Raw genomic sequence first — 22,992 nt, 5'->3', positions numbered from 1 at the left:
ACTGATTCACAGGAGCCCACCATGAACGCCAACGACGCCATCATTGCCGCCGCCTCCAACACCGACCCCCGCCACGACGCCAGCCGCGTGATCCGCGCGCCGCGCGGCAGCCAGCTCACCTGCAAGAGCTGGCTCACCGAGGCCGCCTACCGCATGCTTCAGAACAACCTCGACCCCGAAGTGGCCGAGCGCCCGCAGGACCTGGTGGTGTACGGCGGCATTGGCCGCGCTGCGCGCAACTGGGAGTGTTTTGACCAGATCCTTGCTTCGCTCAAGGACCTGAACGAGGACGAGTCGCTACTCATCCAGTCCGGCAAGCCCGTGGGCGTGTTCAAGACCCACGCCAACGCACCGCGCGTGCTGCTGGCCAACTCCAACCTGGTGCCCAAGTGGGCCAACTGGGAACACTTCAGCGAGCTGGACCAGAAGGGCCTGTTCATGTATGGCCAGATGACGGCGGGCAGCTGGATCTACATCGGCACGCAAGGCATCGTGCAGGGCACCTACGAGACCTTTGCCGAAGCCGGCCGCCAGCACTACGGCGGCTCGCTGGCGGGCAAATGGATTCTCACGGCCGGCCTGGGCGGCATGGGGGGCGCGCAGCCGCTGGCCGCCACGTTTGCGGGTGCGGTGTCGCTCAACATCGAATGCCAGCAAAGCAGCATCGACTTCCGCCTGCGCACACGTTACGTGGACAAGCAGGCGCGCGACATTGATCACGCGATCGAACTCATCGAGCAGCACACGGCCGCCAAGGAGGCCATCTCCATCGCCTTGTTGGGCAATGCGGCCGAGGTCTTGCCGGAACTCGTCAGGCGTGCCAAGGCCGGTGGCCTCAAGCCCGATTTGGTCACCGACCAGACCTCGGCCCACGACCTCGTCAACGGCTACCTGCCCGCCGGCTGGACGGTGGCGCAGTGGCGTGCCGCCCAGCAGGATGTGACCCAGCACGACGTGCTGAAGAAGGCAGCCGCCAAGTCCTGTGCCGTGCACGTGCAGGCCATGCTCGACTTCCAGGCCATGGGCATACCCACCGTGGACTATGGCAACAACATCCGCCAGGTGGCGTTCGACGAAGGTGTGAAGAACGCGTTCGACTTCCCGGGCTTTGTGCCGGCCTACATCCGCCCGCTGTTCTGCGAAGGCAAGGGCCCGTTCCGCTGGGTGGCGCTCTCGGGCGACCCGGAAGACATCCGCAAGACCGACGCCAAGATCAAGGAGCTTTTCCCCGAGAACAAACACGTGCACCGCTGGCTCGACATGGCGGGCGAGCGCATCGCCTTCCAGGGGCTGCCCGCACGCATCTGCTGGCTGGGCCTGGGCGAGCGCCACATCGCGGGCCTGGCCTTCAACGAGATGGTGAAAAACGGCGAGCTGAAGGCGCCCATCGTCATTGGCCGCGACCACCTGGACACCGGCAGCGTGTCCAGCCCCAACCGCGAGACCGAAGCCATGAAGGACGGCACCGACGCCGTGAGCGACTGGCCGCTGCTCAATGCGCTGCTCAACACCGCAGGTGGCGCCACCTGGGTCAGCCTGCACCATGGCGGCGGCGTGGGCATGGGCTACTCGCAGCACTCGGGCATGGTCATCGTGGCCGATGGCACGGACGCAGCAGCCGAGCGCCTGGCGCGCGTGCTGGTGAATGACTGCGGCAGCGGCGTGATGCGCCATGCCGACGCGGGCTACGAACTGGCCGTGGAAACAGCCAAGAAGCAGGGCCTGAAGCTGCCGATGATCAAGTAAGCCCGCCGATACTTGCGGGATCTGTGTGTCAATTTGATCTGGAGGTGAGGTGCCATGTCCGATGTTTCGTCTGGGGATTTGCAGCAGCCATGGCAAGCGCGCCTGCGTGAGCGGCTGAGCGACCAGCAGGTGGCAGACTTCGCCCGCGACGGTGCCATCTGCATCAGGCAACTGCTCTCGCCCGATGAGGTCGCGCTGCTGCGCGATGGCATCGACGCCAACCTCGCCGCGCCCAGCCCGCGCGCCAAGGTGGCCAGCCGTCCGGATGACCCGGGCCGGTTCTTCGAGGACTTCTGCAACTGGCGGGACATCCCGCAGTTCAGCCGCTTTGTGCGCGATACACCGCTGGCCCTGGCCGCGCAGCGCCTGATGCAGTCGCGCACCGTGCGGCTGTACCACGACCATGTGCTGGTCAAGGAGCCGGGCACGCGCCAGCGCACGCCCTGGCACCAGGACCAGCCCTACTACAACATCGACGGCATGCAGAACGTCAGCATGTGGATTCCGGTCGATCCGGTATCTCGCGCTGCGACGCTGGAGTTTGTGGCCGGTTCGCACAAGGGGCCGTGGCTCATGCCGCGCACGTTCATGGACAACCAGGCCAAGTGGTTCCCCGAAGGCAGCCTGCAGGACCTGCCCAACGTCGAGGCCGACCGCGATGCCTTCCCCATCGTGGGCTGGGAGATCGAGCCCGGCGACGTGGTGTGTTTCCACATGCTCACGCTGCATGCGGCGGGTGGGGTGGAGGGCACCCGCCGCCGCCGCGTGTTTTCGGTGCGCTTTCTGGGCGACGACACGCGCCATGCGCCCCGGCCGTGGAAGACCTCGCCCGAGTTTCCCGGCCTGGCCGACGAGCTGCCCGCCGGGGCCGAGATGGACCACCCGCTGTTCCCGCTGCTGGTTTCGGGTGCCGGGCAGGCCACCGCAACATCCTGATGGACACGACGACAACAACGATGGCGATGCATTTTTTTGACCTGGCCACCACGCCCAGCATGCCCTGGAAAAACGGCGGCGGCAGCACGCAGGAGCTGGCCTGCTGGCCCCCCGGCGCGGACATGAACAGCTTTGAGTGGCGCGTGAGCCTGGCCACGGTGGACCGGCCTGGTCCGTTCTCGGTCTTCCCGGCCATTGACCGGCAGATCATGCTGCTCTCTGGAGATGGCCTGCAATTGCGCAGCCCTGGCTGGGAGCATCGCCTGGAGCAGCGCTGGCAGCCGTTCGCGTTCTCGGGCGATGACGCGGTGGACGGCGCCATGCTGGGCGGCGCGTCCAGGGACTTCAATCTCATGCTGCGGCGGGGCCTTTGGCACGGGCCGCTTCAGGTGGTGGGCGGTGCGCAGTCGCCCGGCGCCACGCCCGCAGGCCTGTGCCTGGTGCTGAAGGGCGATTGGCATTGGGTGGTGCCAGGCGCCGGGCCGCACGCACTGGCCGCAGGGCAAGGCTTTTGGTGGGCGGGCGAGGGCGGTGCAACGCCGGGTCGGCTGGAGCCTGTGGATGCCGCCGCCAGCGCGCCCGCGCTGGTCTGGATTGCCTTGCAGCGCGCCGCAGCCCCCAAAAATTGAATAAGAATGGCCGCTAACGCTTGATGGATAAGCGCTGGTAGCTATTATTTGTATAGCATTCAACACGGAGCCCGTGGGTGGGCAGGCAGATGCAACACATGGACAACCACGGCCACCCGAGCGGGTCGGCCGCCAGCCAGAACGCCGACGGCGTGTGGCAAAACCTGAAACCCGCGCCCGGCCTGTGGGTGGCCGATGTGCCCGTGCCGGAGGGCCAGCACGCCTGCGTGGTAGTGCAGCAAGGCCAGATGGCCTGGGTAGGCCCCGAGGCGCAGTTGCCCGCCGCTTACCAGGCATTGCCGCGCCACGATGCGCGGGGCGCGCTTGCCACGCCCGGGCTGGTGGATTGCCACACACATCTGGTCTACGGCGGCCAGCGTGCCAACGAGTTCGCCATGCGCCTGGCCGGTGCCACCTATGAAGAAGTAGCCCAGGCGGGTGGGGGCATTGTGTCGTCGGTGAAGGCCACGCGCGTTGCGTCGGAAGACGAGCTCTTTGCCCAGGCCGCGCCGCGCCTGCAAGCCTTGCTCGCAGAAGGCGTGTGCGCCATCGAGATCAAGTCCGGCTATGGCCTGGCACTGGAACATGAGCGCAAGCAACTGCGCGTGGCCCGCCGCCTGGGCGAAGCCTTCGGCGTCACGGTGCGTACCACCTTCCTCGGCGCGCATGCGCTGCCGCCGGAGTACGCAGGCCGCAGCCAGGACTACACCGACTTGGTCTGCAACGAGATGCTGCCTGCGCTCGCGGCCGAAGGCCTGGTGGATGCCGTCGATGTGTTCTGCGAACGCATCGCCTTCACGCTGGCCCAAACGGAGCAGGTGTTCCGGGCCGCACGCAAGAGCGGCATCCCCGTCAAGCTGCACGCCGAGCAGCTGTCTGACATGGGTGGATCGGCCCTGGCAGCACGGTATGGCGCGCTGTCGTGCGACCACATCGAACACCTGTCTGCGGATGGCATTGCTGCGATGAAAGCCGCAGGTACCGTGGCCGTGCTGCTGCCCGGCGCCTACTACACGCTGCGCGACACGCACCTGCCGCCCATCGCGCAACTGCGTGAAGCGGGCGTGGCCATGGCGGTGTCCACCGACCACAACCCCGGCACTTCGCCGGCGCTGAGCCTGCTGCTCATGGCCAACATGGCGTGCACGCTGTTCCGCCTGACGGTGCCCGAGGCGCTGGCGGGCATCACCACCCATGCCGCGCGCGCGCTGGGCCTGCAAGACTCCCATGGCCTCATCGCGTCCGGCCGACCCGCCAACTTCGTGCTGTGGCCCGTGGGTGAGGCGGCCGAGCTGGCCTACTGGTTTGGCCACAAGCCAGCTTGCACCATCGTTCGGCAGGGGCGCATTCATGGAGGCCAGGCATGAGCCAGATTTTTGCTGCCAACGCGCTGCTGCCCACCGGCTGGGCGCGCGACGTGCTCATCGCCTGGGACGGGACAGGGCGCATTACCGCCGTCACGCCCGGTGCGCAGCGGCCTGAGGGCGCAGCCATTGCGCCGGGCCCGGTGATCCCCGGCATGCCCAACCTGCACTCGCACGCCTTTCAGCGCGCGTTTGCGGGCCTGACCGAGTACCGCGCTGAAAGCCAGGACAGCTTCTGGAGCTGGCGCAACCTGATGTACCGCTTTGCCGCACGCATTACGCCCGAATCGCTGGAGGCCATCGCCACCTGGCTGTATGTGGAGATGCTGGAGGCGGGCTACACCAGCGTGTGCGAGTTCCACTACGTGCACCACGACCAGGATGGCACGCCGTATGCCGACGACGCCACGCTCTCGCTGGCGCTGCTGCGCGCGGCAGGAAATGCAGGCATTGGCATCACGCTGCTGCCGGTGCTGTACCAGACCAGCGGTTTTGGTGCCAAGCCGCCGCGCGCCGACCAGGCGCGCTTCATTCGCAGCACCGACAACATGCTCTCCTTGTTGGAGCGCATTGCGCCCGCCGCACAGGCGCTGGGTGGCATTGTGGGCCTGGCCCCGCATTCGCTGCGCGCCGTGCCGCCCGACAGCCTGGCCGCCGCCGTGCAAGGCCTCACGGCACTGAGCGCGCAGGCCCCCATCCACATCCACATTGCCGAGCAGACACAGGAGGTGGAGGACTGCATCGCCTGGAGCGGCCAGCGCCCCGTGCAGTGGCTGCTCGACCATGCGCCGGTGGATGAGCGCTGGTGCCTGGTGCATGCCACGCACATGACGCCGCTGGAGTACCAGGACGCAGCGCGCACGGGCGCGGTGGCAGGCATCTGCCCCACCACGGAGGCCAACCTGGGTGACGGCATCTTCGACATGCCGCTGTGGCTGCAGCACGGCGGGCGCTGGGGCGTGGGCTCGGACAGCCACGCCTGCGTGAATGCGGCCGAGGAGCTGCTGATGCTCGAATACGGCCAGCGCCTGTCGCTGCGCCAGCGCAACGTGCTGGCCAGCCGCAGCCAGACCGACGTGGCCACTGCCATGATGCTGCAGGCGGTGCAGGGCGGGGCGCAAGCGTCTGGCCGAACGGTCGGTGGCCCTGCGGGTCCGGCAGGCCTTGCAGTGGGCCAGCAGGCCGACATGGTCGCGCTGGATGCGCAGCATGTGGCGCTGGCGGGCCTGCCCGCCCCCAGCATGTTGTCATCCCATGTGTTCGGCAGCCACCGCACCTCGGCCATCGACAGTCTGTGGGTGGCGGGTGTGCAGCGCGTGGCGCAAGGCCGCCATGCCCTGCACGACGCGGCCGCGCTGGCCTTTGTGGCGGCGCGCTCCACCACCATCGCGGCGGGCTGAAACCCCGGGTTCTTCCACTCCAACCACGTGCCCCCTCATGACCACGACGCCCCCACCCTTCAACTTCCACCAGGGTACCGTGCCCTTGCTGGTCTCCATGCCCCATGCGGGCACCTACGTGCCGCCCGCGCTGGCAGCGCGCTTCACCGACGAGGCCCGCCAGGTGCCCGACACCGACTGGCACATGGAGCGGCTGTATGCGTTTGCCAAAGATATGGGCGCCTCCATCCTGGTGGCGACCCATTCACGGTATGTGGTCGATCTGAACCGTCCTCCGGATGGCGCCAGTCTGTACCCCGGCCAGAGCGTCACCGGCCTGTGCCCCGTGGACACCTTCGACGACACGCCCATCTATGCGCAGGGCGATGTGCCCGATGACGCCGAGGTGGCCGCGCGCCGCGACGCCGTCTGGGCGCCTTACCACGCGCAACTGCGTGCCGAGCTGGACCGCATCCGCGCGCAGCATGGCGTGGCGGTGCTGTGGGATGCGCATTCCATCCGTTCGGTGTTGCCGCGTTTTTTTGAGGGCAAGCTGCCCGACCTGAACCTGGGCACGGCCGATGGAGCCAGCTGCGACCCGGCGCTGGCGCAGTCGCTGCTGGCCATCGCCCAGTCTGCGCCCGGCTACACCGGCGTGCTCAATGGCCGCTTCAAGGGCGGGCACATCACGCGCCACTACGGCCAGCCCGCGCAGAACATCCACGCGGTGCAGTTGGAGATGACGCAGTGCAGCTACATGCAGGAGGCACTGCCGTTCGACTACCTGCCCGAGGTGGCCGCCGGTGTGCAGCCGCACCTGCAGCGCATGCTGCAGGCCGCCTTGGCGTTTGCGCGTCGCCAGGACCGTCGCTGAGCCGGGCCATCTTTACCTGTCTGCCAGGTCGCGCCGCCAACGATCGGTGCTAGTATGGGCCGAGCGGTCCTCCACGGCCCGCGTGGTGCGCCACCTGGCCACCCTTGCGGAAGGAGCCGCATCCTGATGGAATCCGCGGCCTATTACTACATGCCCCTGTTCAAACCCGGTGCGGTCGTCCACGTAGGGCACACCCGCGAGACGGTGAGCCACGTGCTGGTGCGCCGCGGTGGGCTGATGGTGCACCTGGTAGGTCACGAGGCCCCGGTGCATCCGGACACCCTTCGACTTCAGCCCAGCGTGTTCCATCTGGGCCGCGTTCCGGAGTGAAGGCCCTTGCTGCACCATGGTGCAGCCTTGCGGTGCCGAGGACAATAAATCAGTGCTGGGCTGGTCAGGCCTGCACCCGCTGCGCCATGGCCTCGCCCAGTTGAATGGGCCTGGCAGGCGCCCATTGCGGGTTGAACTGCAGTGGCCCCTGGGGAAACAGCATCACTACCGTGGAGCCCAGCAAAAACCGACCCATCTCCTCGCCCTTTTGCAGGCTGACCTGGCCCGCAGCGTAGTCCCACTGGCGCAGGGTGCCGGGGCGCGGCGGATTCACCTGGCCGTGCCACGCGGTGGCCATGCTGCCCACGATGGTGGCGCCCACCAGCACCAGAACGAACGGGCCGTGCGCCGACTCGAACACGCAGACCACACGTTCATTGCGAGCGAACAGACCGGGCACGCCGCGCGCGGTGGTGGGGTTGACGGAGAACAGATCGCCGGGCACATGGATCATGCGCGTCAGCTCACCCGCGCAGGGCATGTGGATGCGGTGATAGTCGCGCGGGCTCAGGTACAGCGTGGCGAAGTGGCCGTTCTCGAAGCGAGCACCCAGTGCGGCATCGCCGCCCACCAGCGCAGTGGTGGAATACGAATGGCCCTTGGCCTGGAAGACCTGGTCCTTGGCAATGGGGCCGAACTGGCTGATGGCGCCGTCCACGGGGCAGATCAGGTCGGCATCGGCGAGCGGGCGCGCACCGTCTTTCAGTGCCCGCGTGAAGAAGTCGTTGAAGCTGGCGTAGCTCGTGATGTCGGGGTTGGCCGCTTCGCCCATGTTCACGTTGTAGCGTCCCACAAACCAGCGGATCACCGAGGTGGTCAGGCCTCCCAGCCGGGCCGATGCGAACCTGCCGGCCAGGGTGGTCAGTGCCTGCTTGGGCAGGAGGTATTGCGGCAGAACTGCCAGGCGATCGGACACGGGCGAACCCCTCGAAGACGAAAGCGGATGATTCTATCGGCGCGGGCGTGCATCGCACGCACGGTCAAACCCCGAGGTACTGGTCCAGCAGAGTGGGCTGCGCGTGCAGCGCATCCGAGCTGCCTTCGAAAACGACCTGGCCCTTGACCAGGATGATGTTGCGGTCGGTGATCTGTGTGACGTGTTTCCAGTTCTTGTCCACGATCACGCTGCTGATGCCGCTGTCCTTGATGAGGCTGCAGATGCGCCAGATCTCGCGTGCGATCAGCGGCGCCAGGCCTTCCGTGGCTTCGTCGAGGATGAGCACGTCGGGATTGGTCATGAGCGCGCGGCCGATGGTCAGCATCTGCTGCTCGCCGCCGCTGAGCTGCTGGCCGCCATGACCGAGGCGCTCTTTCAGGCGGGGGAAGGTCTCCAGCACGCGCTCGTAGGTCCAGTCGCGCTGGCCGCGCGTGCCCGGGCGGGCGGCCATCTGCAGGTTTTCCACCACGCTCAGGTTGCCGAAGATGCCCCGGCCCTCTGGCACGTAGGCAATGCCCAGCCGGGCCACCTCGTAGGGCGGTTTGCCCGTCATGTCGCGGCCCGCCACGGTCACGCTGCCTGAGCGGGGTTTCACCAGGCCCATCAGCGATTTGAGCAGGGTGCTTTTACCCATGCCGTTGCGGCCCATGAGGCCAATGGTCTCGCCCTGGCCCACGGTGAAGTCAATGCCGTGCAGGATGTGGCTGCTGCCGTAGAAGGTGTGGATGCCTTTGGCATCAATCCATGGAGTGGTCATCTCAGTGGTCCTCCCCGAGGTAGGCCGACTGCACGGTGGCATCGGCACGCACCTCGGGCGGTGTGCCATGCGCAATCACCTCGCCGTTGACCATCACTGTGAGGCGGTCGGCCAGTGCGAACACGGCATCCATGTCGTGCTCCACCAGCATGATGGCGTGCGCGGGCTTGAGGCGCTGCAGCAACTCCACCATGCGTTCGGCCTCGGCTACGCCCATGCCTGCCAGTGGCTCGTCGAGCAGCAGCACCCGGGGCTCGGTGGCCAGGGTCATGGCGATCTCCAGCTGGCGCTGCTCTCCATGGCTCATGGCTCCGGCAATCGCAGTGCGCCTGTCTTTGAGGCCTGACAGCTCGATAGCGCCCTCCAGACGGGCGTTGGTAGCTCTGTTTTTTATAGTACTGGCGCGCGTGTCCTGCCACCAGCGCAGCGGGTTCCAGGGCTGCTGCGCATCGCGCGATTGGGCGGCCAGGCGCACGTTTTCATGCACTGTGAGCGGCAGGAAGATGTTGGTCTTTTGGTAGCTGCGGCCCAGGCCCTGGCGCGAGATGCGCTCGGGAGCCCAGCCCGTCACGTCGGCGCCACCGAGCAGCACGGTGCCTTCGGTAGGGGGCAGGTCGCCCGAGAGCAGGTTGGTCAGCGTGGACTTGCCTGCGCCGTTGGGGCCGATCACGGCGTGGATCTGGCCGCGCCAGAGGTCCACAGAGACGCCATTGACGGCCGCCAGGCCGCCAAAGCGCTTGGTGAGCTGGCGGGCAGAAAGCAGGGCGTCAGCCATGGTGAGAGTCCTCCTGTGCCTTGCCGCTCCGGCGCTGTCCCAGCATGCCCAGCAGCCCGCGCGGCGCGGCCACCACCACCAGCACGATGAAGCCGCCCATCAGCAGCTGCCAGTGTTTGGTGATGTCCTTGAACACATGCAGCAGGACCTCGAAGGCAAACGCGCCGACGATGGCCCCCGCGAAGTTACCCATGCCCCCCAGGATGACCATCATGATGGCGTGGGCGCTCATGTGAAAACCCATCAGCTCGGGATTGACGTAGCCGGTCTGGGCACCCCACAGGTACCCTGCCAGGCCTGCCAGCGCGCCCGCCACGGTGAACGCCGTGAGCTTGTAGCCCTGCGTGCCAAAACCCATGGCGCGCATGCGGTGCTCGTTGATGCGGATGCCCGCGAGCGCCCGGCCCAGCGGGCTCCAGAGCAGGCGGCGCAGCAGCACATAGACGATGACCACCAGCGCCAGCGTGAAGTAATAGAAGGTCTTGCGGCCTTCGAGGTCGAACGGCAGCCAGCCAAAAAGGGAGGCATCGGGCCGGAAGTTGATGTACAGCCCGTCCGAGCCGCCCAGCACCTTGTTGTCGAAGAACAGGTAGAACACCATCTGCGCGAACGCCATGGTGACCATGATGAAGTAGATGCCGTGGGTGCGTACCACGAAGAAGCCGATGACCAGGGCCGCCAGCGCGGCGCCCGCCACCGCCAGCGGCAGCGTCCACCACAGACTCACGGGCGCGTCCGCCGGTGTGAGGAAGGCCAGCGCATAGCCCGCCACGCCAAAGTAGGCGGCGTGGCCGAGCGACACGAGGCCAGTCACGCCCTGCAGCAGATCCAGGCTCATCGCAAAGATGGCCATGATCATCATGCGCGTGACCATCTGCACGTAGAAGTCGCTGCCGACCACGGGGAACATCAGCAGTGCCGCCAGCCCCAGCGCAAGGGCAAACTGCACGCTGCGCGGCAGCACTTCGATATTGGCGCGGGGGGTGCTCATGAGCTGCCGCCGGGCCGCCCCAAGGCAGCGAAGGCCCCCTTGAGGGGCAGGGAGATGCACGAAGTGATGAGCGTGGGGGTAATCATTGCTTAAAGAGGCCTTCAGGTTTCCACAGCAGCACCGCCGCCATCAGCATGTAGACCAGCATCCCGGCCACCTGCGGCAGGAGCACCTTGCCAAAGGTATCGACAAAGCCCACCAGCAGCGCCGAGATGAGCGCGCCGCGCACCGAGCCGATGCCACCGATCACCACCACCACGAAACACATGATGAGCACCGACGAGCCCATGTTGGGGTAGACGCTGGAGACCGGTGCGGCCACCATGCCGGCGACGGCGGCCAGACCGACGCCGAGTGCCAACACGATGGCATGGATGAGCTTGATGTTCACGCCCAGCGACTCGGCCATGTCACGGTTGAATGCGCCCGCGCGGATCTTCATGCCCAGCCGGGTCTTGGAGATCAAGAGGTACAGGCCCAGTGCGAGCACGATGCAGACGCCCGAGATGAAGAGGCGATACACGGGGTAGGAGAGGGTGTCCGTGAGCGGAATGGACCAGTCCAGCATTGACGGTATGGCCACGCCGTGAACGTCGTCGCCCCACAGGATGGAGCGCAGCTCTTCGAAGATGTAGATGAGGCCGAACGTCAGCAACACCTGGTCGAGGTGGTCGCGGTGGTAGAAGTGGCGAAACAGCAGCCACTCCAGCGCCAGGCCGAACGCCACGGCGAGCAGCGCACCGCCGATGATCGCGAGGGCCAGGCTGCCGAAGAGCCCTGACAGCGAATACCCCAGGTACGCCCCCAGCATGTAGAAGCTGCCGTGCGCCAGGTTGACCACGCCCATGATCCCGAAGATCAGAGTGAGCCCGGCCGCCAGCATGAACAGCAGCAGGCCGTACTGCACGCTGTTGAGCAACTGGATCAGGAAGGTTGCGAAGTCCATCGGATGCCGTTGAGGGGGTGCAGAAGATCAGGCCGCACGGCGCGAAGCCGGCAGCAGGGCACCCGGCATGGTGGCCGGGCGGGTGGGAGCGCAGGGCTTGGTGCGCAGCGGGCAGAGGGGTAGCTCAGCCCATCCTGCAACCGGCGCCGCTGTCGGCCAGGGCCTTGGCGGCCACGCCGATCACCTTGTTTTCCTTGTTCTCGACGCGGCGCAGGTAGATGTCCTGCACGGGATTGTGAGACTTGCTCATCGTCCACTTGCCGCGTGGGCTGTCGATGGTGGCGCTCTCCATGGCCTTGATGACGGCCGGCTTGGCAGACAGGTCGCCCTTGACCGCATTGGCGCCCTGAACCAGCAGAAGGCCGGTGTCGTAGCCCTGCACGGCGTACACATCGGGCTGGCTGCGGAAGGCCTTGGCGTACTCCAGGCGGAACTGCTTGTTGCGCGGCGTGTCCAGCGAGTCGCTGTAGTGCATGGTGGTGATGATGCCGTCGGCGGCGGGGCCGGCCGCATCGAGCACCCCTTCGGTCAGGAAGCCCGAGCCGTACAGCGGGATCTTGTCCTTGAGACCCGCAGCCGCATAGTCGCGGATGAACTTGGCCGCGCCGCCGCCCGCGAAGAAGCAGGCCACGGCATCGGGCTTGAGCGCGGCGATTTCGGTCAGCAGCGCCTGAAATTCGACGTTGGGGAAGGGCAGGCCCAGTTCCTTGACAATGGTGCCGCCCGCAGCGGTGTAGCTTTGCTTGAAGCCTTCGAAGGCTTCGTCGCCGGCCGCGTACTTCCAGGTGATCCACACGGCCTTCTTGTGGCCCTTCTCGACCATGGCCTTGCCCAGTGCGAGCGTTGGCTGCGAATTGCTGAACGAGGTGCGGAACACGTTGGGCGCGCACAGAGCGCGCGTGGCGGCATGCACGCCCGCGTTGGGAATCAGGTTGAGCACGCCGGTGTCGCGTGCCACTTTCTGGATGCCCATCTGCACGCCGGAGTGCACGGTACCGATCAGAACATCCACCTTGTCGCGCTGCACCAGCTTGCTGGCGTTTTCCACGCCCTTGCTGGGCTCGGACTCGTCGTCCACCTTGAACCACTCGATCTCGCGGCCGCCCAGCTTGCCGCCTTGCTGGTCGATGGCCAGGCGCACGCCGTTCTCGATGGCCACGCCCAGTTGGGCAAATGTGCCGGTGTAGGGCAGCATGAAGCCGACCCGCACCTTGCCGCTTTGCGCCCGCACGATGGAGGGCAGCAAAAGGCCGGTGGATGCCGCGCCCACGAGGGCTGCGCTGCGGCTGAGGATGAGTCGGCGAGAGGTCATGGGGCGTGTCTCCTTTGTTTAGGCTTAAAGTAATTTAACCCCAAGCCCCCGAGGTAAGAACCTATGGCTTTCCCGTATCGGGCACGGCATGCGGGTGCGATCCGCAATTCCAAGGCACCTTTTCTTTGCGGGGCGGGCAGGCGGGAGGTATTGAACTAAACTGCAAATTTCCTTTGACGCATGCAGTATAGAGCATGTTATTGCCGATGTTTCATGCACCCGCGCCTGGAAGGTAAGTACTTTCGAGCATAGTCCTGACCGCTGGTGTCCCTGGTGCTATCGCCGGGTTTGCTCGCGGACGGTGCGTGCGATTCAGGTAGGCGTCAGAATGGCATGCATTCATTCAGCATGGCAAGCGACCACGCGCCGCCCAGGGCGGCCCCCATGCTCGTGAGCAAGCTTCGCCCTTTATGTCAGCACCGCCGCAGCCGCCCCTTGCCCCTTCTTCCGCCACGGAGTCCGATTCATCCCCTTTGCCGGCGCAACGCGCCGTGGTTCCCGTCCTGCCTGCTCGGGTGAGGATCGTGCGCTGGATACGCCGCTTCTGGCCGGCGCCGTTGGGGATCAACGGCAAGGAGCGGTTGAGATTCATCGTCGGGGCCATGCTCGGCATCTTCCTCACTGCCATGCTCAGCCGCTGGTGGGTGGGCGGTGGCCATGCCCATGGGCCCTGGATGCTGGGGGCGCTGGGGGCCAGTGCAGTGCTGGTGTTCGGCATGCCGTCGAGCCCGCTGGCCCAGCCATGGCCGGTACTGGGTGGCAGCACCTTGTCCGCGTTGGTCGGGGCCGTATGTGCGGCCCTTGTGCCAGACCCCGCGCTCGCCGGAGCGCTTGCCGTTGGCCTGGCCATCGCACTCATGGTGCCGCTGCGCTGCCTGCACCCGCCCGGCGGTTCCATGGCGTTGTATGTGGTGCTTACGGCCAGCGATGGGCTGCATCTTGCGGCATTTCCGGTTCTCTTCAATGTGCTGGTGCTGCTGCTGGCGGGCGTGGTCTACAACAGCCTCACGGGGCGCAGCTATCCGCACCCCCAGCAGTCGCCCGCGCGGACTGCGTCGGACAAAAGCGCCTTTGCCGCGTCCGACGTGGATGCGGCGCTGGCCCACTACAACCAGGTGCTGGACGTGAGCCGGGCCGATCTGGAGGGCCTGCTGTACCTTGCCGGGCGCGCGGCATTTCAGCGGACGCTGGGCGAGGTGCGCTGTGCGGACATCATGTCCCGCCCGCCTTTTGCAGTGGAGGCCGGTGTTTCGCTCAAGCAGGCATGGGCCTTGATGCGTGCGCAGAAGATCAAGGCGCTGCCCGTTGTCGATGGCCGGCGCAGGGTGGCGGGAATCGTCACGGTGGCGGATTTCATGCGGCTGGCCAATCTGGACGTCCACGAGGGACTGGGCCAGCGCCTGCGGGCGCTGGTGATGGGGCGGGGCGGCCAGCCGGGCACTGTCGGGGAGATCATGTCGCATCCGGTGCAGGTCGCCCGCGTGGACCAGCACGCGATGGACCTGGTACCGCTTTTTTCACATGGCGGCCATCACCACATTCCCATCGTCGACCACCAGCAGTGCCTGGTCGGCGTGATCACGCAGACAGATCTGGTGCGGACCCTGGCTGTTGTGGTGCAAGGGCGCGACGAGGAGGAGGGTGGCGGACCCGGTGCCGTGCGCCAGTCCGCTCCGCCGCCGGGCGAGGGCTCGCCCACGGCACCCACATAGGCAAAACTGGGTATACGCGGTACAATTGACAGGCTTTGCACAGCGCTTTGCCTGTCCATCGACGCCGTCTCCCGCGGCTTTCTGCCCGTATCTGCGCCCTGGGTGCAGCGACTCCCACCGCCCGCAATGCCCCGTGTGCCGAGTACAACCGGCCACGCGTAGCTGCCATGGTGGATGCACAAGTGCCAGGCGCCGACCACAGAATATTTGTTTTGAAGAGATAGAACATGGCCAAAGAAGAACTCATTGAAATGCAGGGCTCCGTGACGGAAGTCCTGCCCGACTCGCGGTTTCGCGTCACGCTGGACAACGGCCATCAACTGATCGCCTACACGGGCGGCAAGATGCGCAAGCACCACATCCGCATCCTGGCCGGCGACAAGGTCTCGCTGGAAATGTCACCTTACGACCTGACCAAGGGCCGCATCACATTCCGTCACCTGGCAGGTCGCGGCCCCGGCCCTGGCTCGACCGGCAATCGTTAATCAACGGCCGTTGGCGGTTTTTGAAAAAAATCTCAAAAAATCGGCAACGAACCAAAAACAGCTGGATTGCCGCGTTAGAATACTAGCTGTCGGAGCGTAGCGCAGCCTGGTAGCGCATCTGCTTTGGGAGCAGAGGGTCGCGAGTTCGAATCCCGCCGCTCCGACCAATATTGACAAGGCCTGCAGGGGTTTCCTCTGCGGGCCTTTTGTCTAACTGCATCGCCATTGTCTACTCTGCGGCGACATTGAGCGCACTTCACGCCTGCGTTCGACCGGGCGGCGGTTTGCGCTCAGCACCCTGCGGTCATCCTGATCGCCTTCTTTCTTCTTTCTTCGTGTGTCCCGCGTCTTCGGCCGTCTGCCGCTGCTTCGTGCTGGCACCCCATCCGCTGGGCTGCCGTGACTGACCCTGCGAGCCTTGTGTTCCGCTTGCAGACAACGCACATCACTTGCACTTCGGGGTGATCAGCAGGGGCTCACATGCTTCTTGTGCCGCTGGTCGCTCGCCCTGGCCAGCGCGTGATCAGTCATCGGCGGCAAGCCTGTAAGTGCCGGTGAGTTCCGTTGCGAGAGCGTAAGTTGCCTTGACCGAATGCAGCAGAAATTTACCTAATGCCTGCTCATCAATTCGGAGGAGTCCGCGTGAGCATTCATAGTTCTTTGCCCCGTCGCTCGATTTTGAAAGTTGCAGCTGCGGCAGTCAGCGCCATGGCTTTGCCAATGGTTGCGAGGGCCCAGGGCGCGCCCGTTATCGCCAGGAAGATCGCCGTCTACACCGATTCGTTCGGAGACGGAGGTAACCCGCTCGGACGGCCCAAGCGCACTGTGTCCGGTGGGTTCGGCTTCAACTCGCAGTACTCCACCTGGGAGTCGTACGGCAATGCGTCCAACCAGTTCAACATGGCTCGCCGCATCAGCGCAGCCGTCCCTGGTTCCAGCTACGACGCCCAGCAGTTCGGCGGCTCCACCCTGGTGGGCATGACGGACGGTTACAGGCCGGACCTGAATACGAATGCCCTGGTCCCAGCCTTTGGCGGACTGACGCTGGTGCAGCACGCCATCGCCATCCAGGCTGACCAAGTGGTGATCCACCTGGGTGGCAACGACGCGCTGAGCCCCGCAGACCGCACTGCGGTCAGCGCCTACTGGTTCTCGCAGCTGATCGGCAAGCCCCTGGCGCAGAACGGCACCCGCCTGGCCATCGTGGAAGCACCGTACCCTGTACCCGAGGACACGTTCGGCCCGACCGACCCGACGACCGGCGCTTACGCGGACTTCGTCGGCCGCCGCGACTCATTGAACTCGGGCATTGACGCCGCCGTGGCGGAAATCAATGCTCACTACCCAGGCTTTGCAACCCGCGTTCGCTACTGGAGCAACGGCGCCGTGGCGATGAACCCCGGCACGACCCATGAGGGTCTGCACCCGACCTTGGTAACGCACATGGCTATCGCTTCGGCGGTGGCTGCGCAGGTGAGGGCGTTCCGGGGCTGGTAAGCATGGTGAGGGCTTCGGCCCTCGTTGAGCGAGCCGTCGGTCGGTTTCTCGCGAGGCTGATCGGTAAGGGCTGTTTTGTGTGGCCTGGTGAAGCAGGCGATAAAACAGCGAGCCGCGAGAGTTCGAGGTTCGCCGATGGGGGTGGAAGATGCACCTGTTGAAGCAAGCATCAAGATGCGCGGGCCGTTCTTCCTGGGTAAAAAGGTTCTGCTCGATGCGTTCAATGCTGCATCCAGCGCGGTGGGCCTCGAGGGCTTGCATAGGCACGGGGGCGAGTTGCACCTGCATCACCTCGAAAGATTCCCGAACCCCTGGCCGTACGGCCTGAAGGACCGTGTACGGTGCTGCTTCGGGAGCAGAGGGTCGCGAGTTCGAATTCCGCCGCTCCGGCCAATGTTTGAAGGCCTTGCAGCAATTGCTGCGGGGCCTTTCTGCTTTGCGGCGTTCCTTCTGATCATGGCGACCCGTTGCGGCCATGCTGTCTGGGGGGAGAATGTCGGCGCGCATGCCTTCAAGCCATGCCGGTGCTCTGGCAGGTTTACCGGCGCTGGCAAGCGCCGTGCCGAGCCGACCTACCAGGAAACCAATGACCGGACCCGCGTCTTCTTCTCCCTTTTCCTTCGCACCGCGACCAGCCCGCTACGACAGCGTGGATGCGCTGCGCGGGCTGGCCATGGTGTGGATGACGGTGTTCCACTTCTGCTTCGACCTGAGCCATCTCGGGTTCTGGCCGCAGAACTTTCGCATGGACCCTTTCTGGACCACGCAGCGCACGGTCATCGTGAGCCTCTTCCTCTTTTGCGCCGGGCTGGGGCAGGCCATTGCGCTGCACCAGGGGCAGGGCTGGGCGCGGTTCGGGCGCCGCTGGTTGCAGATCGCGGGGTGTGCTTTGTTGGTGACGGCGGGCTCGGTGGTGATGTTCCCGCAGAGCTTCATCTATTTCGGCGTGCTGCACGGCATGGCGGTGATGCTGATCGTGGCCCGGCTCACGGCGGGCTGGGGCCGGTGGCTGTCGGTGGCAGGTGGCGTGGCCATCGCGCTGCCCCCGTTGGCACATGTGCTGCTCACGGGGCCCTGGCACGAGGCCGCGCCCTGGTTCAACAGCCGCTGGCTCAACTGGCTGGGGTTGGTGGGGCGCAAGCCCTTCACGGAAGACTATGTGCCGGTGCTGCCGTGGCTTGGCTTGATGTGGGTGGGGCTTGCATCAGGCCAGTGGTTGCTGCGGAGCCGCACTGAGTTGCTTCAAGCGCGACTGCCTGGATTCCTGGCGCCGTTGGCCTTGCTGGGGCGCTGGAGCCTGAGCTATTACATGGTGCACCAGCCGGTGTTGATCGGGGCGTTGATGGTGGCTGCCTGGCTGGGCCGTTGATCCGGTCCGCAAGCGGGCGGATAGACTTCGGCGGCGCCGACTGCCCGCGCGCCATGTTCAACGCCTTTGCTGGCACGTACCCCATCGCAGCCCGTCATGGGCTTGTCGAGCGCCCATGAAAAAACGCGGCCTGGGCCGCGTTTTTTTTGGAAGAGAGACCGGTTGCCCGGGCTGCCCTTCGAGGTGTGCATCGGCAAGAAGCCGACTACTCGACCTTGGCCTTGGTACGCAGGTCTTCCTGGAACTTGGCCAGTTTTTGCTGCTGCAACTGCTGTGCGACCTGGGGCTTCACTTCGTCCAGCTTGGGCAGCTCGGCCTGGCGCACATCGTCCAGGCGAATGATGTGGTAGCCGAACTGGCTCTTGACGGGCGTGTCGGTCATCTTGCCCTTTTCGAGCTTGACCAGCGCGTCGCTGAACTCGCCCACGTAGCTCGACGGGTTGGCCCAATCCAGATCGCCACCCTTGGCGCCGGAGCCTGGGTCCTTGGACTGCTTCTTGGCGATGTCTTCGAACTTGCCGCCCTTCTTGATGGACGCGATGATGGCCTTGGCCTCGGATTCCTTCTCGACCAGGATGTGGCTGGCCTTGTATTCCTTGCCGGAGTTGGCGGCCACGAACTTGTCGTACTCGGCCTTGATCTCGGCGTCGGTCACGGGGTTGTTCTTCTGGTAGTCGGCAAACAGTTCGCGGATCAGGATGGTCTGGCGGGCCAGTTCCATCTGCAGCTTGTAGTCTGCGGAGCCTTCCAGGCCGCGCTTTTGCGCTTCCTGCATGAAGATTTCTCGGGCGATCACTTCTTCCTTGATCTGGCCTTCGATGTCGGGCGTCACGGGGCGACCCGATCGCTCCACCTGCTGCTTGAGGGCCTCAACGCGCTCTTTCGGCACGGCCTTGCCGTTGACGACGGCGACGTTCTGGGCGGAAGCCGGCAGGGCCATCGTGCCCAGCACGGCAGCGGCCACGAGGCCGGACAGGAGCTGTTTCTTCATGCGGAATCCAAAAAATGAAAGTTTGTTTTGTGCCAGCTGAAATCCGGCGACTGATAGCTGCGGCCGGTTCACAGAACTTCAATGGCAAGGGCGTGTACGCCTTGGTCAATAAATTCTTGCAGCGCATCATACACAAGGCGGTGCTTGGCAACCCGGGCCTTGCCTGTAAACAAAGGTGACGAAATGCGGACGCGGAAATGGGTGCCGAAACCCGTGCCATTGGCCCCGGCGTGGCCTGCGTGGGCGGCACTTTCGTCCAGCACTTCAAGCACCGTGGGTGCCAGTCGCTCAACCAGCGTCTGATGCATCTGCCGCGCCAGGGGGGTCGTCGTCATGGGCTCCATCCTTCAGGCCACAGGCTCGTCGTTTTTCAGGTGCGGAGCGATGTAGATGCCCTGGCCTATCAGGAAGACCAGCGGAAAGGCATAGCCCCACAGCTTGAAATCAACCCATGCCTCGGTGCTGAAGTTCAGGACCACATACGCATTGACTGCCGACATGAAGGCGCAGTAGATGATCCAGGCCACGTTCAAACGCGTCCACACGGCATCTGGCAGCGCCAGCTGGCCGCCGAGCAGCATCTTGAGAAAATTCTTCTTCAGGATCCACAAGGCGACTGCCAGCGCGACGGACATGGCGCCGTAGAGCACCGTGGGCTTCCACTTGATGAACCGGTCGTCCTGCAGCACCAGGGTGAGGGTGCCGAACAGCAGGATGAGCACCAGCGTCACCTTGTGCATCGTCTGCAGCCGCCGCTCCATGGCGTAGATCAGGCCCATTTGCACCACGGTGGCCGCCATGAGCACTGCCGTGCCCACATAGATGCCGTACAGCTTGTAGGCCCCGAAGAACAGCAGGATGGGGAAAAAGTCGATCAGGATTTTCATGGAATCAGGCGGGAGTCTCTGCGGTCAGCGCTTGTCGGTTTCGAAGTCCAGCGATGCGGAATTCATGCAGTAGCGCAGGCCTGTGGGCGCCGGGCCGTCTTCGAACACATGGCCCAGGTGGGCACCGCATTGTGCACACACCGTTTCAGTGCGGACCATGCCGTGGCTGCGGTCCACGATTTCCGTGATCGCGCCGGGGATGGCTTCGGAGAAGCTCGGCCAGCCGCACCCCGCGTCGAACTTGGTCACCGAATCGAACAATTTGGCGCCGCAGCAGATGCAGTGGTAGCTGCCATCGGCCCAGTGGGCTTCGTACTTGCCGGTGAACGGCCGCTCGGTGGCCGCGTGGCGCGTGACCTGAAAGGCCACGGGTTCTGCGCCCTTGTCGCGCAGCAAGGCTTGCCATTCGGCATCGGTTTTCTGTACGGGGTGGGTCATGATGAACAGCTGATCTCGATGGAAGACGCCCAGTCGGGCGGGAAGGCTGCGTAGGCGTCGTGCCCGGGGTGCTCGTCGAAGGGGCGCTCCAGCAGCCGCTGAAGGGTTTGGACTTCGCTGAAGTCGCCAAGTTTCGCAGCGCGGATGGCCTGCTCGCCCAGGTGGTTGCGCAGCACGAACTTGGGATTGGTCTTGAGCATCAAATCGGCCGCTGGCGCCCTGTCAATATGCGCCAAAAGCTCTGAATATGATAGCAACCAGGCGTCGAAGGATTGGCGGTCCGCGAACAGGTCGCGCACCGGCTCGAACTCGCTCGCGCCCATGGCGTGGGACAGGCGCCGCCAGAAGATGGTGTAGTCCACACCGTTTTTCGCCAGCAATTGCAGGATCCCGTCGATCAGGGCGCCGTCCTGCTCGCGCTCGGACGCCAGGCCCAGCTTGGCACGCATGCGGGCCATGAACTCGTCGGGGAATACGCTCTTGTACGACTCCAGGGCCTGCTTGGCCAGTTCTTCGTCACCGATCAGCGGCAGCAAGGCCTGCGCCAGGCAGAACATGTTCCAGTACGCCACGTTGGGCTGGCGGTTGTAGGCGTACCGCCCCTGCGTGTCGCTGTGGTTGCACACATGGCCGGGGATGAAAGCGTCCAGGAACTGAAACGGCCCGTAGTCGATGGTCAGGCCCAGGATGCTCATGTTGTCGGTGTTCATCACCCCGTGGCAGAAACCCACGGCCTGCCATTGGGCCATGAGGCGCGCGGTGCGCTCGCTCACGGCCTGCAGCAGCGCGGCATAGGCGTTGCCGCCGAACTCGGTGGTGTCCCTGCATGCCGGGTAGTAGCGGTCGATGACGTAGTCGGCCAGCGCCCGCAACTGAGGCTCCAGCCCGTTGGCCGCAAAGTGCTCGAAGTGCCCGAACCGCACGAAGCTGGGCGCCACGCGCGTGACCACTGCGGCGGTTTCGACTTCTTCGCGCCGCACCGGGCCGGGCGATCCGGTGATGCACAGGGCCCGCGAGGTCGGCACGCCCAGGCCGTGCATGGCTTCGCTGCACAGAAACTCGCGGATGCTCGAGCGCAGCACGGCGCGCCCGTCGCCCATGCGGGAATACGGAGTGCGGCCGGCGCCCTTGAGCTGCACCTCGTGGCCGCTGGCCGTCTCGCCCAGCAAGATGGCGCGGCCGTCGCCCAACTGGCCGGCCCAGACGCCAAACTGGTGGCCGCTGTAGACGCTGGCCAGGGGGCGCGATCCCGCCAGCAGCGTGTTGCCGGTCAACGCCTGCAGCGCTTCGTCGCTGTGGAGCCAGGCCGCATCCAGTCCGATGAGCTGGGCGACTGACGCACTGGTGCCCACCCAGTGGGGCGCTGGCAGCGCAGTGGGGCGCAGTTCGGTGAAGAAGTCCGGGCCCAGGGCGGCAAAACCGTGGTTCCAGGCCAGTCCGATGTTGGCGAAGGTGTCGCTGTCAGCGCGCTGATTCATGGGCTGATTGTCTCGCACCGCCGATGCCCCCGGGCCGACAGGGCCATGGGTCGCAGGCCGCTTCAGGACGCGGCTTCAGGCTCTGCCTGCAGCACCTGGGCCCGATACTGGCCGGGCGGCATGCCGAACCAGCGCTTGCAAGCGCGAAACAGGTTGCTCTGGTCGGCAAAGCCCAGCAGGTCGGCGATCTCGGCCAGGCTGCGCCGCACGTCCATCAGGTGCTGGCGGGCGAGCTCGCGGCGGGTGTCGTCCAGCAGTTGCTGGTAGCTCACGGATTCGGCCTGCAGGCGCCGCTGCAAGGTGCGGTCGGTCAGATGCAGACGCGCTGCGATGTCTTCGCGCCGGGGCTCGCCCAGGTGCAGCACGCGGGCGATCTCGGTGCGCACCCGGGTGCTTGCCAGGGTCTGGCCGAGCTGGTCCAGCTCTGCGTCCACCATGCGCTCGTGCAGTGCCCACAGGCTGGGGTTGTGGGTGGGGATGGGGGCCAGCAGGTCGGCTTCGGCCAGCAAGAAGCGGTTGGCGGGCTGCCCGAACCGCGGAAGCAGGCCGAAGGCTGCACGGTAGCGGGCCTCGTCCTGCGGCGGGGGGGTGGTCAGCTCCACCGCCTGCGGCACCAGGTCGCGCCGCGTCAGCCAGCAGCACAGCGTGAACAAGGTGAGCACCGCGAATTCGATGCGCTGGCGCGGAATGGGCCGGGTGGCGCCGATGTGGCTGAGCGCCAGCCAGTAGCCTTGGCCGCGCGGGTCGCTCCGCATCTCGAACGTGGTGGCGTCCGAGATCAGCGCCATCTGCCGCTGCAGGTGCTCGAACCCCACCAGCAGGTTGGGCCCGGAGGCCAGCGCGTAGCCCACCAGGTCCACATTGCCGTAGCGCGCCGCCAGGTTCCGCTCCAGGCCCAGGCCGGGCTGGCCATGCCGCGCCGCTGCAGCCTCCCACAGGCGGCTCACTCGGTCCACGTCCACACGCGTGTGCGGCTGCTGCAGCGCCGGCAGGTCGATGCCGGCCTCGGTGCACAGGTCGGCCGCCGGCAGGCCTTCTGCCGCAAACATGTCCGCGATGCCGCGCACCCACGCGGCGGAACTGGTGCGCGGTGTCATGGCCGGGCTGCCGGGTCAGGGTTAACGCGAGGGTGGTGTTCTGAAGTCACTGTTTTGGCGCG

Annotated in this window: 23 protein-coding genes and 1 tRNA gene; 12 read left to right on the top strand and 12 right to left on the bottom strand. The window is 65.7% G+C overall.

The window, feature by feature from the left end; translation table 11 throughout:
* Positions 1-21: 21 nt before the first annotated feature.
* The 7 genes from hutU (at position 22) to KW835_RS06090 (ending at position 7,258) form a co-directional block, all read left to right on the top strand.
* Positions 22-1,746 (top strand): urocanate hydratase, encoded by a 1,725-nt coding sequence (gene hutU, locus KW835_RS06120; protein ID WP_218381419.1) that lies wholly within the window; start codon positions 22-24, stop codon positions 1,744-1,746.
* 54 nt (positions 1,747-1,800) lie between these two features.
* Positions 1,801-2,682 (top strand): phytanoyl-CoA dioxygenase family protein, encoded by an 882-nt coding sequence (locus KW835_RS06115; RefSeq protein ID WP_218381418.1) that lies wholly within the window; start codon positions 1,801-1,803, stop codon positions 2,680-2,682.
* A 20-nt stretch (positions 2,683-2,702) separates the two neighbouring features.
* Positions 2,703-3,311, top strand: coding sequence for a HutD family protein (locus KW835_RS06110; RefSeq protein WP_218381417.1), 609 nt, complete (start codon positions 2,703-2,705; stop codon positions 3,309-3,311).
* A gap of 98 nt (positions 3,312-3,409) precedes the next feature.
* Positions 3,410-4,678 carry an imidazolonepropionase gene (hutI, locus tag KW835_RS06105; protein ID WP_218381415.1) on the top strand — a complete coding sequence of 423 codons (1,269 nt, stop codon included), beginning with the start codon at positions 3,410-3,412 and terminating at the stop codon, positions 4,676-4,678.
* On the top strand, positions 4,675-6,075 hold the full coding sequence (locus KW835_RS06100) for a formimidoylglutamate deiminase (RefSeq protein ID WP_218381414.1): 1,401 nt from the start codon (positions 4,675-4,677) through the stop codon (positions 6,073-6,075). The genes hutI and KW835_RS06100 overlap by 4 nt, the downstream gene beginning before the upstream one ends.
* 37 nt (positions 6,076-6,112) lie before the next feature.
* A complete protein-coding gene (gene hutG, locus KW835_RS06095) occupies positions 6,113-6,928 on the top strand; it encodes an N-formylglutamate deformylase (protein WP_218381413.1) in 816 nt (271 codons plus the stop codon).
* A gap of 126 nt (positions 6,929-7,054) precedes the next feature.
* Positions 7,055-7,258, top strand: coding sequence for a hypothetical protein (locus KW835_RS06090; protein WP_218381412.1), 204 nt, complete (start codon positions 7,055-7,057; stop codon positions 7,256-7,258).
* 64 nt (positions 7,259-7,322) lie between these two features.
* Here KW835_RS06090 and asd read toward each other — a convergent pair whose 3' ends face one another.
* From asd to KW835_RS06060, 6 genes are all read right to left on the bottom strand, one after another.
* Complete coding sequence (gene asd / locus KW835_RS06085) at positions 7,323-8,174, bottom strand: archaetidylserine decarboxylase (protein ID WP_218381411.1); 852 nt, start codon at positions 8,172-8,174, stop codon at positions 7,323-7,325.
* A gap of 64 nt (positions 8,175-8,238) precedes the next feature.
* The gene (locus KW835_RS06080) at positions 8,239-8,952 is read right to left on the bottom strand and encodes an ABC transporter ATP-binding protein (protein ID WP_218381410.1); all 714 of its coding nucleotides are present in this window, start codon (positions 8,950-8,952) and stop codon (positions 8,239-8,241) included.
* Between the two features lies 1 nt (position 8,953).
* Positions 8,954-9,727, bottom strand: coding sequence for an ABC transporter ATP-binding protein (locus KW835_RS06075; RefSeq protein ID WP_218381409.1), 774 nt, complete (start codon positions 9,725-9,727; stop codon positions 8,954-8,956).
* Positions 9,720-10,718 carry a branched-chain amino acid ABC transporter permease gene (locus tag KW835_RS06070; protein ID WP_218381408.1) on the bottom strand — a complete coding sequence of 333 codons (999 nt, stop codon included), beginning with the start codon at positions 10,716-10,718 and terminating at the stop codon, positions 9,720-9,722. Before KW835_RS06070 ends, KW835_RS06075 begins: the two co-directional genes overlap by 8 nt.
* A gap of 82 nt (positions 10,719-10,800) precedes the next feature.
* Positions 10,801-11,664: a branched-chain amino acid ABC transporter permease gene (locus KW835_RS06065; RefSeq protein WP_218381407.1), complete on the bottom strand. Its 864-nt coding sequence runs from the start codon at positions 11,662-11,664 to the stop codon at positions 10,801-10,803.
* A 124-nt stretch (positions 11,665-11,788) separates the two neighbouring features.
* Positions 11,789-12,976: an ABC transporter substrate-binding protein gene (locus KW835_RS06060; RefSeq protein ID WP_218381405.1), complete on the bottom strand. Its 1,188-nt coding sequence runs from the start codon at positions 12,974-12,976 to the stop codon at positions 11,789-11,791.
* A 674-nt stretch (positions 12,977-13,650) separates the two neighbouring features.
* Between KW835_RS06060 and KW835_RS06055 the strand changes: the two genes are divergently transcribed.
* The 5 genes from KW835_RS06055 to KW835_RS06035 all read left to right on the top strand — a co-directional run bounded on the left by KW835_RS06055 (position 13,651) and on the right by KW835_RS06035 (position 18,039).
* Positions 13,651-14,688: an HPP family protein gene (locus KW835_RS06055; protein WP_370633593.1), complete on the top strand. Its 1,038-nt coding sequence runs from the start codon at positions 13,651-13,653 to the stop codon at positions 14,686-14,688.
* Positions 14,689-14,915: 227 nt separating this feature from the next.
* Entirely contained in the window at positions 14,916-15,173 is a 258-nt protein-coding gene (gene infA / locus KW835_RS06050) for a translation initiation factor IF-1 (RefSeq protein ID WP_218381403.1), read from the top strand.
* 90 nt (positions 15,174-15,263) lie between these two features.
* Positions 15,264-15,340 (top strand) — tRNA-Pro (locus KW835_RS06045).
* A 541-nt stretch (positions 15,341-15,881) separates the two neighbouring features.
* Positions 15,882-16,670, top strand: coding sequence for an SGNH/GDSL hydrolase family protein (locus KW835_RS06040; RefSeq protein WP_218381402.1), 789 nt, complete (start codon positions 15,882-15,884; stop codon positions 16,668-16,670).
* Between the two features lie 586 nt (positions 16,671-17,256).
* Entirely contained in the window at positions 17,257-18,039 is a 783-nt protein-coding gene (locus KW835_RS06035; RefSeq protein ID WP_218381401.1) for a DUF1624 domain-containing protein, read from the top strand.
* A gap of 205 nt (positions 18,040-18,244) precedes the next feature.
* Here KW835_RS06035 and KW835_RS06030 read toward each other — a convergent pair whose 3' ends face one another.
* The 6 genes from KW835_RS06030 to KW835_RS06005 form a co-directional block, all read right to left on the bottom strand.
* Positions 18,245-19,030 (bottom strand): peptidylprolyl isomerase, encoded by a 786-nt coding sequence (locus KW835_RS06030; RefSeq protein WP_218381400.1) that lies wholly within the window; start codon positions 19,028-19,030, stop codon positions 18,245-18,247.
* A gap of 68 nt (positions 19,031-19,098) precedes the next feature.
* Complete coding sequence (locus KW835_RS06025; RefSeq protein ID WP_218381399.1) at positions 19,099-19,365, bottom strand: BolA family transcriptional regulator; 267 nt, start codon at positions 19,363-19,365, stop codon at positions 19,099-19,101.
* 12 nt (positions 19,366-19,377) lie between these two features.
* Complete coding sequence (locus KW835_RS06020; RefSeq protein WP_218381398.1) at positions 19,378-19,917, bottom strand: septation protein A; 540 nt, start codon at positions 19,915-19,917, stop codon at positions 19,378-19,380.
* A gap of 24 nt (positions 19,918-19,941) precedes the next feature.
* Positions 19,942-20,355, bottom strand: a complete 414-nt coding sequence (gene msrB / locus KW835_RS06015; RefSeq protein ID WP_218381396.1) for a peptide-methionine (R)-S-oxide reductase MsrB — start codon at positions 20,353-20,355, stop codon at positions 19,942-19,944.
* Positions 20,352-21,833 (bottom strand): YdiU family protein, encoded by a 1,482-nt coding sequence (locus KW835_RS06010; protein WP_218381395.1) that lies wholly within the window; start codon positions 21,831-21,833, stop codon positions 20,352-20,354. The genes msrB and KW835_RS06010 overlap by 4 nt, the downstream gene beginning before the upstream one ends.
* A gap of 62 nt (positions 21,834-21,895) precedes the next feature.
* Positions 21,896-22,930 (bottom strand): AraC family transcriptional regulator, encoded by a 1,035-nt coding sequence (locus KW835_RS06005; RefSeq protein WP_218381393.1) that lies wholly within the window; start codon positions 22,928-22,930, stop codon positions 21,896-21,898.
* Between the last annotated feature and the right edge of the window lie 62 nt (positions 22,931-22,992).

Origin of the sequence: Acidovorax sp. sic0104 (assembly GCF_019219095.1) — a bacterium.
GTDB lineage: Bacteria > Pseudomonadota > Gammaproteobacteria > Burkholderiales > Burkholderiaceae_C > Acidovorax.
Note: the sequence above shows the minus strand (reverse complement) of the source record. Positions and strands in the feature narration are given on the sequence as shown.